General features: G+C 67.1%; 16 protein-coding genes. 10 read left to right on the top strand and 6 right to left on the bottom strand.

Features of this window, described 5'->3' with window-relative positions; genetic code table 11:
* Positions 1-8 precede the first annotated feature (8 nt).
* Positions 9-1,076 carry a histidinol-phosphate transaminase gene (gene hisC, locus J8I33_RS30825; RefSeq protein WP_050014857.1) on the top strand — a complete coding sequence of 356 codons (1,068 nt, stop codon included), beginning with the start codon at positions 9-11 and terminating at the stop codon, positions 1,074-1,076.
* Positions 1,077-1,164: 88 nt separating this feature from the next.
* On the opposite strand, the gene J8I33_RS30820 is transcribed toward hisC, so the two are convergent.
* The 3 genes from J8I33_RS30820 to rsmD all read right to left on the bottom strand — a co-directional run bounded on the left by J8I33_RS30820 (position 1,165) and on the right by rsmD (position 2,714).
* Entirely contained in the window at positions 1,165-1,431 is a 267-nt protein-coding gene (locus J8I33_RS30820; RefSeq protein ID WP_006477774.1) for a YfhL family 4Fe-4S dicluster ferredoxin, read from the bottom strand.
* A gap of 59 nt (positions 1,432-1,490) precedes the next feature.
* The gene (gene coaD / locus J8I33_RS30815; RefSeq protein ID WP_044847476.1) at positions 1,491-1,988 is read right to left on the bottom strand and encodes a pantetheine-phosphate adenylyltransferase; all 498 of its coding nucleotides are present in this window, start codon (positions 1,986-1,988) and stop codon (positions 1,491-1,493) included.
* A gap of 111 nt (positions 1,989-2,099) precedes the next feature.
* Complete coding sequence (gene rsmD / locus J8I33_RS30810) at positions 2,100-2,714, bottom strand: 16S rRNA (guanine(966)-N(2))-methyltransferase RsmD (protein WP_209939704.1); 615 nt, start codon at positions 2,712-2,714, stop codon at positions 2,100-2,102.
* Positions 2,715-2,929: 215 nt separating this feature from the next.
* Between rsmD and ftsY the strand changes: the two genes are divergently transcribed.
* Positions 2,930-4,090, top strand: a complete 1,161-nt coding sequence (gene ftsY, locus J8I33_RS30805) for a signal recognition particle-docking protein FtsY (protein ID WP_124556135.1) — start codon at positions 2,930-2,932, stop codon at positions 4,088-4,090.
* Positions 4,091-4,186: 96 nt separating this feature from the next.
* On the opposite strand, the gene maiA is transcribed toward ftsY, so the two are convergent.
* On the bottom strand, positions 4,187-4,831 hold the full coding sequence (gene maiA, locus J8I33_RS30800) for a maleylacetoacetate isomerase (protein WP_209926600.1): 645 nt from the start codon (positions 4,829-4,831) through the stop codon (positions 4,187-4,189).
* A 181-nt stretch (positions 4,832-5,012) separates the two neighbouring features.
* Here maiA and ybiB point away from each other — a divergent pair, with 181 nt between their 5' ends.
* Together ybiB and leuA are read left to right on the top strand one after the other, a co-directional pair.
* Positions 5,013-5,987, top strand: coding sequence for a DNA-binding protein YbiB (ybiB, locus tag J8I33_RS30795; protein ID WP_124593415.1), 975 nt, complete (start codon positions 5,013-5,015; stop codon positions 5,985-5,987).
* A gap of 377 nt (positions 5,988-6,364) precedes the next feature.
* Positions 6,365-8,011 (top strand): 2-isopropylmalate synthase, encoded by a 1,647-nt coding sequence (leuA, locus tag J8I33_RS30790; protein WP_124638984.1) that lies wholly within the window; start codon positions 6,365-6,367, stop codon positions 8,009-8,011.
* Positions 8,012-8,143: 132 nt separating this feature from the next.
* Here leuA and J8I33_RS30785 read toward each other — a convergent pair whose 3' ends face one another.
* Both J8I33_RS30785 and J8I33_RS30780 read right to left on the bottom strand, forming a co-directional pair.
* Complete coding sequence (locus tag J8I33_RS30785) at positions 8,144-8,527, bottom strand: nuclear transport factor 2 family protein (RefSeq protein WP_011886076.1); 384 nt, start codon at positions 8,525-8,527, stop codon at positions 8,144-8,146.
* 45 nt (positions 8,528-8,572) lie between these two features.
* Positions 8,573-9,151 (bottom strand): acyloxyacyl hydrolase, encoded by a 579-nt coding sequence (locus J8I33_RS30780; RefSeq protein WP_209939703.1) that lies wholly within the window; start codon positions 9,149-9,151, stop codon positions 8,573-8,575.
* 359 nt (positions 9,152-9,510) lie between these two features.
* Here J8I33_RS30780 and rpoH point away from each other — a divergent pair, with 359 nt between their 5' ends.
* From rpoH to J8I33_RS30750, 6 genes are all read left to right on the top strand, one after another.
* Positions 9,511-10,446 carry an RNA polymerase sigma factor RpoH gene (gene rpoH / locus J8I33_RS30775; RefSeq protein ID WP_089488834.1) on the top strand — a complete coding sequence of 312 codons (936 nt, stop codon included), beginning with the start codon at positions 9,511-9,513 and terminating at the stop codon, positions 10,444-10,446.
* A gap of 359 nt (positions 10,447-10,805) precedes the next feature.
* A complete protein-coding gene (gene cydP, locus J8I33_RS30770; protein ID WP_027806881.1) occupies positions 10,806-11,087 on the top strand; it encodes a cytochrome oxidase putative small subunit CydP in 282 nt (93 codons plus the stop codon).
* Positions 11,077-12,657, top strand: coding sequence for a cytochrome ubiquinol oxidase subunit I (locus J8I33_RS30765; RefSeq protein WP_089488835.1), 1,581 nt, complete (start codon positions 11,077-11,079; stop codon positions 12,655-12,657). The genes cydP and J8I33_RS30765 overlap by 11 nt, the downstream gene beginning before the upstream one ends.
* 31 nt (positions 12,658-12,688) lie before the next feature.
* Positions 12,689-13,825: a cytochrome d ubiquinol oxidase subunit II gene (cydB, locus tag J8I33_RS30760; protein WP_050014841.1), complete on the top strand. Its 1,137-nt coding sequence runs from the start codon at positions 12,689-12,691 to the stop codon at positions 13,823-13,825.
* Positions 13,826-13,886: 61 nt separating this feature from the next.
* Positions 13,887-14,009, top strand: coding sequence for a cytochrome bd-I oxidase subunit CydX (gene cydX / locus J8I33_RS30755; RefSeq protein WP_060733353.1), 123 nt, complete (start codon positions 13,887-13,889; stop codon positions 14,007-14,009).
* A 591-nt stretch (positions 14,010-14,600) separates the two neighbouring features.
* Positions 14,601-17,087, top strand: a complete 2,487-nt coding sequence (locus J8I33_RS30750) for a family 20 glycosylhydrolase (protein ID WP_209939702.1) — start codon at positions 14,601-14,603, stop codon at positions 17,085-17,087.
* Positions 17,088-17,242: the final 155 nt, after the last annotated feature.

The following is a 17,242-nucleotide window of genomic DNA, read 5'->3' as shown; positions in this document are numbered from 1 at the left end:
GCCAAGCGGTGAGCCGTTACTGGAGCGACGTCGTTCAGCAACTCGTGCCTTACGTGCCGGGCGAACAGCCCGCGCTCGCGCACCCCGTCAAGCTGAACACCAACGAGAATCCCTATCCGCCGTCGCCGCGCGTCGTCGCGGCGATCGCACGCGAACTCGGCGACACCGGCGACACGCTGCGCCGCTATCCCGACCCGGTCGCACGCGCGCTGCGCGAGACGGTCGCGGCCCATCACCGCATCCAGCCCGACCAGGTGTTCGTCGGCAACGGCTCCGACGAGGTGCTCGCGCACGCGTTCCAGGCGCTGCTCAAGCACGACCGGCCGCTGCGCTTTCCCGACATCACGTACAGCTTCTATCCGACCTACGCGCGCCTGTACGGCGTCGAGACCACGGTCGTGCCGCTCGCGGACGATTTCTCGATCCGCGTCGACGACTATCTCGACGACGCCGGCGGCGTGCTGTTTCCGAACCCGAATGCGCCGACCGGGCGCGCGTTGCCGCTCGCGGACGTCGAGCGGATCGCGGCCGCGAACCCGTCGTCGGTCGTCGTGATCGACGAAGCGTACGTCGATTTCGGCGCGCAGTCGGCGATTACGCTGATCGACCGCCACCCGAACCTGCTCGTCGTGCATACGACGTCGAAGGCGCGCTCGCTCGCGGGCATGCGCGTCGGCTTCGCGTTCGGCGATGCGGCGCTGATCGACGCGCTGAACCGCGTGAAGGACAGCTTCAACTCGTATCCGCTCGACCGGCTCGCGCAAGTCGCCGCGCAGGCCGCGTACGAAGACACCGACCATTTCAACGCGACTTGCCGGCGCGTGATCGACAGCCGCGCGCGGCTCACGCATGCGCTCGACGCGCTCGGCTTCGAGATCGTGCCGTCGGCCGCGAATTTCGTGTTCGCGCGCCATCCGGCGCACGACGGGGGCGCGATCGCGGCGAAGCTGAAGGAACGGGAAATTTTCGTGCGGCACTTCCGGCTGCCGCGGATCGACCAGCATCTGCGCATCACCGTCGGCACCGACGCCGAATGCGATGCGCTCGTCGCCGCGCTGCGCGAGCTGCTGGGCTGACACGGAAGAACCGGCGCCGGGCGGCGCCGATCCGAAAGAAAGCGCGGCGCGCGCGCCCGTCGATCGAAGCGCGCGCGTCAGCGCAGGGTCACGATGCGTCGTCGCCCTTCACGGCGATCAACGCGTGATACTTCTCCATCAATTGCGCGTGCGACTCGTCATGCTGCGGATCGCGCGGAATGCATTCGACCGGACACACCTGCTGGCACTGCGGTTCGTCGAAATGGCCGACGCACTCGGTGCACTTGTTCGGGTCGATCACGTAGATATCCGGGCCCATCGAAATCGCGCCGTTCGGGCACTCGGGCTCGCACACGTCGCAATTGATGCACTCGTCGGTAATCATCAAAGCCATACTGATCTCACTTCTTCAGGCCGGCGGCCGGCTTCGCAACGAAACCGGCCGGCGCCGCGTCACGCGGCAGGGCCTCCCATCGCCGTGACTTTCTCGGTCAGCCACTTCTCGACGGACGGAAACACGAATTTGCTGACATCGCCGCCCAATTGCGCGATTTCGCGCACGATCGTCCCCGAGATGAACTGGTACTGGTCGGACGGCGTCATGAACATCGTCTCGACGTCGGGCAGCAGATAGCGGTTCATCCCCGCCATCTGAAACTCGTATTCGAAATCGGACACGGCGCGCAGCCCGCGCACGATCACGCGCGCGTTGTTGATGCGGACGAAATCCTTCAGGAGGCCGGTGAAACTCATCACCTTCACGTTCGGATAATGGCCGAGCACCTCGTTCGCAATCGTCAGACGTTCTTCGAGCGAGAAAAACGGTTTCTTCGCGCGGCTGTCGGCAACGCCCACCACCAGCGTATCAAAAATGCTCGACGCACGCCGCACGAGGTCTTCGTGCCCGCGCGTCAGCGGATCGAACGTACCGGGATACACGGCGACTACCATGTCGCTCCTCCTGTCATCACGCAAACGGGATGGCAGCCGTGCGATGCACGCGCCGCTGCCGAGATGGGCATGCGTCGCCTTTGCGGCGCGCCGCCTCGTATGGAACGCGCATTATTCATCATTTTCGCGCCGCAGCAAATGATAGTGAACCGCACCGGCCTTGCCGTGCTTCACCACCTGCCAGCCCGCGAGCGCGTCGTGCGCGGCCGGGTCGAGTTCCGCCCCCGTTTCGACGTACAGCGCGCCGCCCGCCGCGACGAGCGGCGCCGCGAGCGCGATCGCGCGCTCGAGCGCGGCCAGGTCGTCGAACGGCGGATCGAGGAACACCACGTCGAACGCGCCCGGCGTGAGCCCGGCCGCGAGCCGCAGCGCATCGGCTTCGGCGATCTCGACCGAACGGGCGCCGAGCTTGTCCTTGATCGCACGCAGCTGCTGCGCGGCGCGCGGATGGCGCTCGACCATCACGACGCTCGCCGCGCCGCGCGACGCGGCCTCGAAGCCGAGCGCGCCGGTGCCCGCGAACAGGTCGAGACAGCGCCAACCGTCGAGATCCTGGCCGAGCCAGTTGAACAGCGTCTCGCGTACGCGATCGGGCGTCGGGCGCAGGCCGTCGAGATCGAGCACCGCGAGCGGCGTGCGTTTCCAGTCGCCGCCGATGATGCGGACCGCGTGCGGCTTGCCGCGACAGGAAGGGGCCGCAGGGCGGCCGGAAGAGGAACGGGACATACGGGATATCGACAACGGAGGGACCGGGCGCGCGCGAGGGGCGCCGCCAAACAGGCGCACGTTACCACAGCGGCGACGCGCACTGACGCGAGCGCCGCGCCGCACTGATAAAATGCACGGTTTCGGCCGCCGAGCGCCGCGCCCGCGCGAACGCAGAACGGCCCGTCCGGCGCCCCGCCCTCGGCGGCGGCCCGCCCTCTTCCCGACGCCAGACCATGTTCAGTTTCTTCAAACGATTCAAGAAAACGCAGGAGCCCGATCCGGCGGAATCGCAATCGGCCGACGCGCAGCAAGCGGACGAAGCGTCCGACGCCGACGCGCCCGCGCCGGAGGCGCCGGCCGCGGCAGACGTGCCGCAGGCGAGCGCGCAAGCGGCCGCGCCGGCCGTCGTGGTGACGGTCACGCCGACCAACGACGGCCGCGACGAAGTGGTCGAGACGGTCGAGATCGTCCCGCCGCCGCTGCAGGACGCGTCCGCGAAGAAGTCGTGGCTCGCGCGCCTGAAAACGGGGCTTGCGAAGACGGGCTCGAGCATCACCGGCGTCTTCGTCAACACGAAGATCGACGAGGACCTGTACGAGGAGCTCGAAACCGCGCTGCTGATGTCCGACGCGGGCGTCGACGCGACCGAGTACCTGCTCGACGCGCTGCGCGAGAAGGTGCGCGCGGGCCGGCTGACCGATCCGCAGCAGGTGAAGGATGCGCTGCACGACCTGCTCGTCGAGCTGCTGACGCCGCTCGAGAAATCGCTGATGCTCGGCCGCGCGCAGCCGCTCGTGATGATGATCGCCGGCGTGAACGGCGCGGGCAAGACGACCAGCATCGGCAAGCTCGCGAAGCATCTGCAGAGCTTTGACCAGTCGGTGCTGCTGGCCGCCGGCGACACGTTCCGCGCGGCCGCGCGCGAGCAGCTGGCGGTCTGGGGCGAGCGCAACAACGTGACGGTCGTGCAGCAGGAAAGCGGCGATCCGGCCGCGGTGATCTTCGACGCGGTCAGCGCCGCGCGCGCGCGCAAGATCGACGTGATGATGGCCGACACGGCCGGCCGCCTGCCGACGCAACTGCACCTGATGGAAGAGCTGAAGAAGGTGAAGCGCGTGATCGCGAAGGCGCACGACGGCGCGCCGCACGAGGTGCTGCTGGTGATCGACGCGAACACCGGCCAGAACGCGCTCACGCAGGTGAAGGCATTCGACGACGCGCTGGGCCTGACCGGCCTGATCGTCACGAAGCTCGACGGCACCGCGAAGGGCGGGATTCTCGCCGCGATCGCGCGGCAACGGCCGGTGCCCGTCTACTTCATCGGCGTCGGCGAGAAGGTCGAGGACCTGCAGCCGTTCAGCGCGGTGGAATTCGCGGACGCGCTGCTCGGCTGAACGCCGCCGGCTCGCATCGCACGGGGCGCCTTCGGGCGCCCTTTTTCATGCGCGCCCGATCCTGCTCGCCGCGGGGCCGCCACACTCGTTCGGCGCTTATTCGGCGTCGGGCTGCACGCCCGGCTCGGCGGCCTTGAATGCATCGAGCGTCGCCGCATGGTCGGCGATCCGCTGGATCGTCGGGAAACGCGTGGTGTCGATCGCAAAGCGGTTCGCGTTGAACACCTGCGGCACGAGGCACACGTCGGCGAGCGTCGGCGTGTCGCCGAAGCACAGCTTGCCGGTGCGCGGATCGTTCGCGAGACGCGCCTCGAGCGTGTCGAAGCCCGCCTCGATCCAGTGCCGGTACCACGCGTTCTTTGCGTCTTCGGGCACATTCAGCGTGTGCTTCAGGTACTTGAGCACGCGCAGGTTGTTGAGCGGGTGGATTTCGCACGCGATCTGCAGCGCCACCGACCGCACGTACGCGCGATCGACCGGCTGCTTCGGCAGCAACGCCGGCTCGGGATGGGTTTCGTCGAGATATTCGATGATCGCGAGCGACTGCTGCAGCGTCGCGTCGCCATCGACCAGCGTCGGCACGACCCCATCCGGATTCAGCGCTCGGTATGCGTCCTTCAGTTGCTCGCCGCCGTCGCGCAGCATGTGCACGGGCGCATAGTCGAACGGCAGCCGCTTCAGGTTCAGGGCGATCCGCACGCGGTACGACGCGGAACTGCGGAAATAGCTGTAGAGCTTCATGGGATGTCTCTCTTTTGGTCGTATTCGGCCGGCGGCGGCACGGGCGCGGCGCAGCGGGTGCGTACGCCGCCGGGAACCAGAGTGTAGCGCGGCACGGTGCGCAGCCGCGCCCGTGCGATACTCGGGGCATTCCTCACCGCTCACCGCGCGGCCCGATGCCGGCCGCCCGCCCCACGTTCCGATGACCGCTTCCCACGATCCCGCCGCCGCTCCGTTCCCTTGCGCCCGCTTCATCAAGGAAATCGGCCGCGGCCCCAACGGCGCGCGCGCCCTGTCCGCCGAAGACACGTTCGAGCTTTATCGCGCGATGCTCGATGCGCGCGTGTCGGACGTCGAACTCGGCGCGATCCTGATCGCCTATCGGCTGAAAGGCGAATCCGCCGACGAACTGGCCGCGATGCTCGCCGCCGCGCAAGCGTCGTTCGAGCCCGTGCACGTACAGGACGCCGCGTTCCGCCCGGTGTCGATCCCGAGCTACAACGGCGCGCGCAAGCAGCCGAATCTCGTGCCGCTGCTCGCGCTGCTGCTCGCGCGCGAAGGCGTACCGGTACTGGTGCACGGGGTGGAGCGCGATCCGGGCCGCGTGACGAGCGCCGAGATCTTCTCGGCGCTGTCGCTCGCGCCGTCGACGTCGCACGATGCGATCGAGGACACGCTCGCCGAGCGCCGCGTCGCATTCGCGCCGATCGACGTGCTGGCGCCGCGCATCGCGCACCTGCTGTCGATGCGCGGCGTGCTCGGCGTGCGCAACTCGACGCATACGCTCGTGAAGATCCTGCAGCCGTTCGCGCCGGCCGGGCTGCGGCTCGTCAACTACACGCATCCGCCGTACCGCGATAGCCTCGCGCAGTTGTTCCGCGACCATCCGGACGCCGCGCGGGGCGGCGCGCTGCTCGCGCGCGGCACCGAAGGCGAAGCGGTGGCCGACACACGGCGCCAGGTGCAGGTCGACTGGCTGCACGACGGCGTGTGCGACACGCTGATCGACGCCGAGCGTTCGTCGACCGACGCGCCGCCCGTCGCGCTGCCCGAGTCGCGCGATGCGGCGACCACGGCCGCGTGGACGGACGCGGTGCTGCGCGGCGAGGTGCCGGTGCCCGACACGGTCGCGCGACAGGTCGCGACGATCGTGCAGATCGTCCGCGTCGCGCGCTGACGGCGCGGCGGCGACCTGCCCCTTTATCCCGACATTTGACACGCGAGCGCATCCTGGCATAGAGTGGCCGTCATGCGTTCCTTTCCGAACCCCCTCCGAATTACCTCCGGCCGCCTAGCGCGGCCGCTATCGCTACGACTAGCCTAAGGCTGTCGTAGCGCCGTGTGCTGTTCGCACGGTCCTCCCAGCAGTTCCTCGCCGTACCCCTCTCGCAGTTTTTACAACCCGAAGTCGTCAGCATTCGTCCGTCCATCCGTCGGCCGATTCGCGAAGATCATCCGCATCCGCGGCGCCATCGCGCGCCGGGTGCGAGGCAGCGCCAACCGGCGCCCGTGCCGCGCGTCTTCGCTCGCGACTTGAGACCCGAGGTCCAGAAGATGATGCGCAATCCGCAAGACAAGTACCGTCCGTTCGAGCCCGTCCGCCTCAATGGCCGCCGCTGGCCGGCCCGCACCATCGAGCGTGCGCCCGTGTGGATGAGCACCGACCTGCGCGACGGCAACCAGTCGCTGATCGAGCCGATGAGCATCGAGCAGAAGCTCGAGTTCTTCGACATGCTGGTCGCGATCGGTTTCAAGGAGATCGAAGTCGGTTTTCCGTCGGCGTCGCAAACCGACTTCGATTTCGTCCGCAAGCTGATCGACGACAAGCGGATTCCCGACGACGTGACGATCGAAGTGCTCGTGCAGTCGCGCGAAGACCTGATCGCGCGCACGTTCGATGCGCTCGAAGGCGTGCCGCGCGCGATCGTGCACCTGTACAACGCGGTCTGCCCGTCGTTCCGCCGCATCGTGTTCGGGATGTCGAAGGACGACGTGAAGGCGCTCGCGATCGACGGCACGCGCATCATCAAGGCACACGCGGCCGCGCGCCCCGATACGCACTGGACCTTCCAGTACTCGCCGGAAACCTTCAGCATGACCGAGCTGACGTTCGCGCGCGAGATCTGCGACGCGGTCGCGCAGACCTGGCGCCCGACCCGCGACCACAAGATGATCGTCAACCTGCCGGCCACCGTCGAGGCCGCGACCCCGAACGTGTTCGCCGACCAGATCGAATGGATGGACCGCAACCTCGCGTATCGCGACAGCATCGTGCTGTCCGTGCATCCGCACAACGATCGCGGCACCGCGGTCGCAGCGGCCGAACTCGCGCTGCTCGCGGGCGCCGACCGCATCGAAGGCTGCCTGTTCGGCAACGGCGAGCGCACCGGCAACGTCGATCTCGTCACGCTCGCGCTGAACCTCTACACGCAAGGCATCGACCCGGGCCTCGACTTCTCCGACATCGACGCGGTGCGCCGCGTCGTCGAGCGCTGCAACCAGATTCCCGTGCATCCGCGCCATCCGTACGCGGGCGACCTCGTGTTCACCGCGTTCTCGGGCTCGCACCAGGACGCGATCCGCAAGGGCTTCGCGCAGCAGCGCCCCGACGCGATCTGGGAAGTGCCGTACCTGCCGATCGACCCGGCGGATCTCGGCCGCAGCTATGACGCGGTGATCCGCGTGAACAGCCAGTCCGGCAAGGGCGGCGCGACGTTCCTGCTCGAACGCGGAATGGGTTTCACGCCGACGCGCCGCGTCCAGATCGAGTTCAGCCACGCGGTGCAGACGCTCGCCGACGCCTCGGGCGAGGAAGTGACGGGCGACGCGATCTGCGCGCTGTTCGCGCGCGAATTCTTCGAGACCGACGGCCCGGCCGCGCGCCACGGCAGCGGCGCGCGCTGGCAAAACCGCGAGATCGCGGTGGCGCCCGCCGCCGATGCGACACCCGACGACGCCGCGCGACATTTCGCCGCGGCATTGGCAGGGGCCGCTGGCGCCGCGATCGACGTCGCGTCGTGCGAGCACACGCGCACCGCGGACGGCCGGATCGCGGTATCGGTCGGCTGCCGGGTCGGCGACGCGCCGCTGCGGCATGGGGTCGGCGTGCACGCCGACGCGGCGGTCGCGGCGCTCGATGCGGTCGTCAGCGCGATCAACCGCTCGGCATGGCACTGCGCGGACCACCGCGCGGCGGCCTGACCGCTCAGGGTTGAAACGTCAGCGAGCGGTGCGTGACCGCCCGTGCGCCGCGCGATCCGCGCCGCACGAGACAGCAAAAAGCGGCTCAGAAGGCCGCTTCGGTCGGGACATGAAAACGAGCGCCACCCGCGCTCACGTCTCGGTCGCGCACCGCGTCGCCTGCCATGCGAGCAGCCGCCACTGCCCGTGCTCGTGCGTGTGCACGGCCGTGTAGGCGATCGGAAACACGAGGCCGCCATTGTTCGTTTCCATCTCGATCAACGCGCGCCCGGTCACGACGCAGGTGGCATCGCCGACGGGCAGCAGGTCCTGCGACTGGATCTCGATCTGACGATAGCGGCGGCGGCCGGCGACGATGGCGTCGATGAACTGCTGCTTGGTTTCGCGTTTGCCGTTGGTGTGCACGAAGAACACCTTGTCCGACAATTGCGCGTCGAGCGCCTCGCCGTCCCCGTCGACCATCGCCCGGAACCGATCGCGCTCGAGCGCGCGAATCGCATCGACCACCTTCGCCATCGCCTGACTCCTCGGCAACGCGCCCGCCGTGCGCCGGCGTGCGGATCAGAAGTTGTACTGCACGTAGAACTGGTGGAAATTTATACCAGGATTCGGCTCTTTGATACCCGCGTTAGACACATGTTGGAAACGGTAACCCACCTGATACTGTTGCCGTTCGCCGAACTGCGCGCCGACGCCGACGACGTCCGCGAACTGGAACGATGTCGATAGCGACAGATTGTTCGAGATCGTCGGATGCGTGAGGAACCGGATGCCGGCGCCGGCTTCGACGAACGGGCGAACCTGGCCCGCGCTCTTGATGAAACGGAACATCGGCGTCGCGCCGAATTCACCGATGTTGGCGTGCACGTTGCCGCCGGTGTGCCAGTAGCCGACATGGCCTTCCATCACGAACGCGAAGTGCCAGCCGCCGATTTCCCACCAGTTCCAGCCCGGATCCCAGACCACGCCGAGATCGGCCTTGTCGATCCCGTGGCGATCGGAAAATCCGCCGCCCGCCTGGATCCCCCACCGGTCCGCGAACGCGGCGCCCGATCCGCCCAGCAGCGACGCGGCCAGCAGCGCATGCAGCGCATGCAGCGCAAGCCGGTTTCGGGGCCGGCGGTTCTTCTTATTGTTCATCTGACACTCCAACTTTATGGGTTGAATGGAGCCTTGCCGCAGCGGCCGGCCCGAGCGAACTGAATGGTATGGTAAAGGACTTTTCGAATCGGCATCGCGAAGCGAAATTGTTTGCTTCCAAAACTACAAAAATCGAAAACGTCTACTGATTACTATCGGAAACAAGCACTTACGGAACTTCGTACCCCCAGCGCGGTCGCAAATTAGACTATCGACTCGAACGACTCGATAGAAAACCGGGAACTTGGATGCCCCCGTGGCCTCTAAGGAATTAGCACTCGGATTGTGGGAGTGCTAAGATGGGCTCCGGAATCTCATCCGAGACCAACGGTTTGTCCCTGATTCCAAAGGAGTTTTTAGTGAGCCACGCCCTGACCCTTCCGAACACCCTGAGCCCGACGCCGGCCAAGGCCGAATCGGCAGGCTCGCTGGCGCTCGCAGCCCAATCGATGTTGCCGGGCCAGCTCGGCAACATCGACGCGTACATCCAGGCCGTCAACCGCATTCCGCTGCTGACCGCCGAGGAGGAACGCCGGTATGCAACCGAATTCCGCGAAAACAACGACCTCGACTCGGCGCGCCGCCTCGTGCTGTCGCACCTGCGTCTCGTCGTGTCGATCGCGCGCAACTATCTCGGCTACGGCCTGCCGCACGGCGATCTGATCCAGGAAGGCAACATCGGCCTGATGAAAGCGGTGAAGCGATTCGACCCGTCGCAAAACGTGCGCCTGGTGTCGTATGCGATTCACTGGATCAAGGCCGAGATCCACGAGTACATCCTGCGCAACTGGCGCATGGTGAAGGTCGCGACGACGAAGGCGCAGCGCAAGCTGTTCTTCAACCTGCGCAGCCACAAGAAGAGCATGCAGGCGATGACGCCCGAGGAAATCGACGGCCTCGCGCAGGAGCTCAACGTCAAGCGCGAAGAAGTCACCGAGATGGAAACGCGCCTGTCGGGCGGCGACATCGCGCTCGAGGGCCAGGTGGAAGACGGCGAGGAATCGTACGCGCCGATCGCCTACCTGGCCGACTCGCACAACGAGCCGACCGCCGTGCTCGCCGCGCGCCAACGCGACATGCTGCAGACGGACGGCATCGCGCAGGCGCTCGACGCGCTCGATGCGCGCAGCCGCCGCATCATCGAGGCGCGCTGGCTGCAGGTCGACGACGACGGCTCGGGCGGCTCGACGCTGCACGATCTCGCTGCCGAATTCGGCGTGTCGGCGGAACGCATCCGCCAGATCGAGGCGAGCGCCATGAAAAAGATGCGCACCGCCCTCGCCGAATACGCGTAAATCCGCGGCGATCCAAAGCGCCTCAGCGAAAACCGCTGCCCGACCGGCAGCGGTTTTTTTTCGTCCGGTTTCCGCAGCTTTTCCTCTGCTTTTCAGCCGTTTCGCTCTCCGTTTTTGCGTCGATTAATTGAACTGATTCATCAGGCATTACGCCATGTGCGGCGCCCTTCCGCATAACCTTGATCCATCTCAATTTTTACCCCCTGTTTCGCGACGGTCTGCCGCATCGCAGCACTCGGCATCGGAAAGCAGTCCTTTTAAAATTGGCATGTCAGGCGCAAAAGGATTAAAACAGCTTCACGGCCGTCATAAATCCGACGTAAAGTCGCCCCCAATCCGACGTAAATCGATTCAGGATAATCGCCTTGATCTCGATCAATAAAGAGCCTGCGCCGCCTTCGCGGCCGGCCGGCACGATCGGCTGGCGTGCGCGCATCGCCGCATGGGCACGCGGTCCCACCCTCGCCCGCGACATCACCCTGGTGCTGATCGTCAAGCTGATCCTCCTGATGTCGCTCAAATACGCATTCTTCAATCATCCGCAGGCCGAGCACATGTCGTTGCCGCCTGCCGCCGTGGCCGAGAAGCTGCTCTCGGTGCCGGCGCCTGCATCTACCGAGGGAGACCATCATGATAAGTAGTGAAGTCGTCGATCTGTCACGTCTACAGTTCGGCATCACGGCGCTCTACCACTTCCTGTTCGTGCCGTTGACGCTCGGCCTGTCCTGGCTGCTCGTCATCATGGAAGCCGTCTACGTGATGACCGGCAAACAGGTCTACAAGGACATGACCCAGTTCTGGGGCAAGCTGTTCGGCATCAATTTCGCAATGGGCGTGACGACCGGCATCACGCTCGAATTCCAGTTCGGCACGAACTGGTCGTACTACTCGCACTACGTCGGCGACATCTTCGGCGTGCCGCTCGCGGTCGAAGGCCTGATGGCGTTCTTCCTCGAATCGACGTTCGTCGGCCTGTTCTTCTTCGGCTGGAACCGCCTGTCGAAGGTCAAGCACCTGATCGTCACGTTCCTCGTCGCGCTGGGCTCGAACCTGTCCGCGCTGTGGATCCTCGTCGCGAACGGCTGGATGAACAATCCGGTCGGCGCCGAGTTCAACTACCAGACGATGCGCATGGAAATGACGAGCCTGTTCGACGTGCTGTTCAACCCGGTCGCGCAGGTGAAGTTCGTGCACACGGTGTCGGCCGGCTACGTGTCGGCGGCGATGTTCGTGCTCGGCGTGTCGTCGTGGTATCTGCTGAAGAAGCGCGACGTCGACTTCGCGCTGCGCTCGTTCGCGGTCGCGGCCGGCTTCGGCCTCGCGGCGACGCTGTGCGTGATCGTGCTCGGCGACGAATCGGGCTATACGACCGGCGAAGTGCAGAAGATGAAGCTCGCCGCGATCGAATCGGAATGGGAAACCCAGCCGGCGCCCGCGTCGTTCACGCTGATCGGCATTCCGAACCAGGCGGAACAGCGCACCGACTATGCGATCAAGATTCCGTACGCGCTCGGCCTGATCGCGACGCGCTCGATCGACGAACCGGTGATCGGCCTGCGCGACCTCGCGAAGCACAGCGAGGAGCACATCCAGAGCGGGATGATCGCGTACGGCGCGCTGCAGAAGCTCAAGCAGGGCGACACGAGCGACGCGACCCGCGCGCTGTTCGACCAGCACAAGCAGTATCTCGGCTACGGGCTGATGCTCAAGCAGTTCACGCCGAACGTGACCGACGCGACGCCCGAGCAGATCAAGGCCGCCGCGAAGAAGACGATTCCGCCCGTCGCACCCGTGTTCTTCTCGTTCCGGATCATGGTGTTCCTCGGCTTCCTGTTCGTCGCGACGTTCGTTGCCGCGTTCTGGTTCTGCGCGCGGCGGCAACTGCTGCAGGACAACCGCCGCTGGTTCCTGCGCTACGCGGTGTGGGCGATCCCGCTGCCGTGGATCGCGATCGAATTCGGCTGGATCGTCGCCGAGCTCGGCCGCCAGCCGTGGACGATCGCCGGCGTGCTGCCGACGCACCTGTCCGCGTCGAGCCTGCAGCCGAGCGACCTGTACCTGAGTCTCGCCGGGTTCATCCTGTTCTACACCGCGCTGTTCGTCATCGAGATCAAGCTGATGTTCAAGTACGCGCGCCTCGGCCCGTCGTCGCTGCATACCGGCCGCTATCACCACGAACTCGTCGCTGCCGGCGAGCGGGCCGCCGTCTGAGCACGCACTCGCAACGGAACAAGGAATCGCTATGGACTATGCAACTCTCAAGCTGATCTGGTGGGTGCTCGTCGGCGTGCTGCTGATCGGCTTCGCCGTCACCGACGGCTTCGACATGGGCGCGACCGCGCTGCTGCCATTCCTCGGCAAGACCGACGAGGAGCGCCGCATCATCGTCAACACGGTCGGCGCGACGTGGGAAGGCAACCAGGTGTGGCTGATCACGGCCGGCGGCGCGATGTTCGCGGCCTGGCCGCTCGTCTATGCGGCGTCGTTCTCCGGCTTCTACTTCGCGATGCTGCTCGTGCTGTTCGCGCTGTTCTTCCGGCCGGTGGGCTTCGACTATCGCAGCAAGCGGCCGGACCCGCGCTGGCGCGCGGGCTGGGACTGGGGCCTGTTCGCTGGCGGCTTCGTGCCGGCGCTCGTGTTCGGCGTCGCGTTCGGCAACCTGCTGCAGGGCGTGCCGTTCAAGTTCGACAGCGACCTGCGCGTGACCTACTACGGCGGCTTCTGGGCGCTCTTGAACCCGTTCGCGCTGCTGTGCGGGCTCGTCAGCCTCACGATGCTCGTCGCGCACGGCGCCGCGTTCATCAAGATGAAGACCGACGGCGTGATCGCGCGCCGTGCGTCGATCGCGCTGCGTGTCGCGTCGTTCCTCGCGGTCGTGCTGTTCGTGCTGGCCGGCGTGCTGGTGGCCTCGTATATCGGCGGCTTCCACATCACCCACGCCGCGCCGACGGACACCGTCGCGAACCCGCTGCTCAAGGACGTCGCCGCCGGCGCGGGCCTGTGGCTCGCGAACTACGGCGACTATCCGTGGATGATCGCCGCGCCCGTCGTCGGGATCGCGGGCGGCGTGCTCGCGCTGCTGCTCGCCGGCTCGAAGCAGGAAAAGACGGCGTTCTTCTGCACCGGCCTGATGATCGCCGGCGTGATCCTGACCGCAGGCTTCTCGATGTTCCCGTTCATCATGCCGTCGTCGCTCGACCCGCGCAGCAGCCTGACCGTGTGGGATTCGACGTCGAGCCACATGACGCTGCAGGTGATGCTGTTCGCGGTGATCGTGTTCCTCCCGATCGTGTTGATCTACACGGGCTGGGTGTATCGCGTGATGCGCGGCAAGGTCACGCACCAGACGCTCGAAGAAAACAAGCACTCGATGTATTGATGCATTGAACCGGCCGGGGCGCGCAGGCGCCCTCGCCTACCGTTTCGCAAGGAGTCTGACCATGTGGTATTTCAGCTGGATTCTCGGTATCGGCGTCGCGCTGTCGTTCGGCATCGTCAACGCGATGTGGCTCGAAGCGCGGCAGAAGACGCAGGAAGCGTCCGTGCGGGCGCGCCGCGACTGACACACCGATGCACTGACGGGTGACGCGCGCGGCCAGATCGATCGCGCGCCGCCGTCCGGAAGAGAAAGAACCTCGCTTCGCGCGAGGTTTTTTTTCGTCCTGGCCGCGCGGGCACACGTCGTGCATCGATGCCAATTTAGCGCCAGATTGATACCACTTGAATACCAATAAAAGGTTTCATAAGATCGTTGGACACGGCCGCTGACAGGCCGATTCCTTCTGGGTGGGGGAGACATGCGATTCCCGTGTGTGGCGTGCGCCTGCGCGCCGTGTCGACGTCCGTGTTCCACGGCGCGCGCCGTCGTCGTGCTCATGCTCGTGCGCGGCCAACCGGGCGCCGCCGGCCGCGGCCGCCTCGTCGCCGCGGCGAACGTCATGGGCCGCCGATGAATCCGCGCACGCCGCCGCGCCGATCCGATCGGCACGCATGCCCGCCTCCCGTTCCGTAACGCACGCCCCCGCGTGCCGATTGTGCGCGGGGCTGCCGCATCGCCCCGCGTGCTGGTATCTCCCGCAGCTCCACTGAAAGACCCGATCGCAGCGACGTCGCGTCACGGCGCCGCCACGCCCTCTTTTTCTCAGGAGTTCGAATTGAAGCGTACCTTGCCATCCCTCATTGCCGGTCTGCTGATCGCGGTGCTGTCGCCCGCTGCGATCTCGGCGCTGCCGGCGTCGGCCACCGCCGGCGCGACCGCCGGCAGCGCGCAAGCGGCCGCCGCCCAGGCAGCCAGCCTCGCGACGCAGCTGTCGAACGGCCTCGCGTTGCGCGTCGCCGTCGACAACAACCACGCGGCCGCGGCCGGCGTGCCGTGCGCCGATCTCGGCGCAGACGGCGCGGCCTGCGCGACGGGCCGCCTGATCCTGCAAAACCGCGGCCACCAGGCGATCGCCGACGGCGGCTGGAAGCTCTACCTGCACAGCATCCGCCGCCTGCTGCGGATCGATCGCCCCGGCTTCGCGCTGCGGCGGCTCACCGGCGACCTGTACGAACTGACGCCGCAGCCGGGCTCGGTGCGGCTCGCGCCCGGCGAGCGCATCGAGCTGCCGTTCGTCGCCGAATACTGGCTGCTGCGCTACAGCGACGTGATTCCGCGCCCGTACGTCGTCGTCGACGGCGCGCCGCCGGCCGTGCTGCGCTACAACGACACCGACAACGAGCTGCGCTACGTCGAATCGCTGCCGGCCGACGCGCAGAACAACTCGACCGGCAACGCGCCGCCGGTGGCCGCACGGCCCGATCCGGCCCGCGCGCTGCCGAGCGTGAAGCGCGAATTGCCGCTGCCCGGCACGCTCGAGCTGCGCGGCGTCGAACTCGCGCTGCCGGACCTGCCTGACGCGCAGGTCGCGGCGCTGCGCGAGCGCGCGACGACCCTCGGGCTCGACGGCGCACGCGTGCCGGTGCGCGGCTTCGTCGCGCCGCGCCGGCTGCCGGCCGACCTCGCGACACCGGGCGGCTACCGGCTCGCGATCGGGCCGCGCGGCGTGCTGATCGAAGGCTACGACCGCGCGGGCCTCTACTACGGCGTGCAGACGCTCTATTCGCTCGCGCCGGCCGGCGGCGGCGCGATCCCGGCGATGCTGGTCGAGGATGCGCCGCGCTTCACGCATCGCGGGATGCACGTCGACCTCGCGCGCAACTTCAAGCAGCCGGCGACGCTGCGCCGCCTGATCGACCAGATGAGCGCGTACAAGCTCAACCGCCTGCACCTGCATCTGTCCGACGACGAAGGCTGGCGCATCGAGATTCCCGGCCTGCCCGAGCTGACCGAGATCGGCTCGCGCCGCTGTCACGACCCGGGCGAGACGCGCTGCCTGCTGCCGCAGCTCGGCTCCGGCCCCGACAACCGCTCGGGCGGCGGCTACCTGACGCGCGACGACTACGTGGCGCTCGTGCGCTACGCGGCCGCGCGCTTCGTGCAGATCATCCCCGAGATCGACATGCCCGCGCACGCCCGCGCGGCCGTCGTGACGATGGAGGCGCGCTACCGGCGGCTGCACGCGGCCGGCCGCGAGCAGGAAGCGAACGCGTATCGGCTGCTCGACCCGCAGGACACGACGAACCTGACGACGGTGCAGTTCTACGACCGGCGCAGCGACCTGAACCCGTGCGTGCCGGGCGCGCTCAACTTCGCGTCTAAGGTGATCCGCGAGATCGCGGCGATGCACGCGGACGCGCAGGCGCCGCTGCAAACCTGGCACTACGGCGGCGACGAAGCGAAGAACATCTTCCTCGGCGGCGGCTTCCAGCCGCTGAACGGCACCGATCCGAACAAGGGGCGCATCGACCTGGCCGCGCAGGACAAGCCGTGGGCGCGTTCGCCCGCGTGCACGGCGCTGCTCCAGCGCGGCGAGATCAAGTCGATCGACGAGCTGCCGACGCGTTTCGCGAAACAGGTGAGCGCGGCCGTCGACGCGAACGGGATCGGCACGATGGCCGCGTGGCAGGACGGCATCAAGCACGCGAACGGGCCGCAGGATTTCAGCACGCGCCACGTGATGGTGTCGCTGTGGGACACGATCTTCTGGGGCGCGTCGGACAGCGCGCGCGACCTGAGCGGCAAGGGCTACCAGACGGTGCTCGCGCTGCCCGACTACCTGTACTTCGACTTCCCGTACACGCTCAATCCGCGCGAGCGCGGCTACTACTGGGGCTCGCACGCGACCGACGAGTACAAGGTGTTCTCGCTCGCGCCGGAGAACCTGCCGCAGAACGCCGAAGTGATGGGCGACCGCGACGGCAACGCGTTCGAGGTGACGGGCACGGGCCCGGCGCCACGCATCGAAGGCATGCAGGGCCAGGCGTGGGGCGAGGTGATGCGCAACGACACCTTCCTCGAATACATGACCTACCCGCGGCTGCTCGCGCTCGCCGAGCGCGCGTGGCACCGGGCCGACTGGGAGCTGCCGTATGCGGCCGGCGTGCGCTTCAAGCGCGGCGACACGCATCACGTCGACGTCGCCGCGCTGCAGCGCGACTGGGCCGGCTTCGCGACGCTGCTCGCGCAACGCGAATTGCCGAAGCTCGAGCGCGCCGGCGTCGGCTACCGGAAGCCGACCTTCACGCTGACGAATCCGTGAACGGCTGAAGAAGGCATGTGGCGATGCGCGAGGCGGGCAAACGCATCGCGCATCGCCCGCCCCAAAAGAAAACGGCTTGCGACGCGTACGTCGCAAGCCGTTGTTCTTTTGACCACCGGCCCGGATCCGCCGCGCGGATCGCTCACGCCGGCTTC

This window comes from Burkholderia sp. AcTa6-5, from assembly GCF_017815075.1.
GTDB lineage: Bacteria > Pseudomonadota > Gammaproteobacteria > Burkholderiales > Burkholderiaceae > Burkholderia > Burkholderia sola.
This window is presented reverse-complemented; position numbering and strand designations above follow the sequence as displayed.

Coding starts and splice junctions, on each gene's coding strand:
- J8I33_RS30820 (WP_006477774.1), bottom strand. CDS start 1,431: ATGGCTTTGATGATTACCGACGAGTGCATCAATTGCGACGTGTGCGAG.
- coaD (WP_044847476.1), bottom strand. CDS start 1,988: ATGGTAGTCGCCGTGTATCCCGGTACGTTCGATCCGCTGACGCGCGGG.
- rsmD (WP_209939704.1), bottom strand. CDS start 2,714: ATGTCCCGTTCCTCTTCCGGCCGCCCTGCGGCCCCTTCCTGTCGCGGC.
- ftsY (WP_124556135.1), top strand. CDS start 2,930: ATGTTCAGTTTCTTCAAACGATTCAAGAAAACGCAGGAGCCCGATCCG.
- maiA (WP_209926600.1), bottom strand. CDS start 4,831: ATGAAGCTCTACAGCTATTTCCGCAGTTCCGCGTCGTACCGCGTGCGG.
- ybiB (WP_124593415.1), top strand. CDS start 5,013: ATGACCGCTTCCCACGATCCCGCCGCCGCTCCGTTCCCTTGCGCCCGC.
- leuA (WP_124638984.1), top strand. CDS start 6,365: ATGATGCGCAATCCGCAAGACAAGTACCGTCCGTTCGAGCCCGTCCGC.
- J8I33_RS30785 (WP_011886076.1), bottom strand. CDS start 8,527: ATGGCGAAGGTGGTCGATGCGATTCGCGCGCTCGAGCGCGATCGGTTC.
- J8I33_RS30780 (WP_209939703.1), bottom strand. CDS start 9,151: ATGAACAATAAGAAGAACCGCCGGCCCCGAAACCGGCTTGCGCTGCAT.
- J8I33_RS30765 (WP_089488835.1), top strand. CDS start 11,077: ATGATAAGTAGTGAAGTCGTCGATCTGTCACGTCTACAGTTCGGCATC.
- cydB (WP_050014841.1), top strand. CDS start 12,689: ATGGACTATGCAACTCTCAAGCTGATCTGGTGGGTGCTCGTCGGCGTG.
- cydX (WP_060733353.1), top strand. CDS start 13,887: ATGTGGTATTTCAGCTGGATTCTCGGTATCGGCGTCGCGCTGTCGTTC.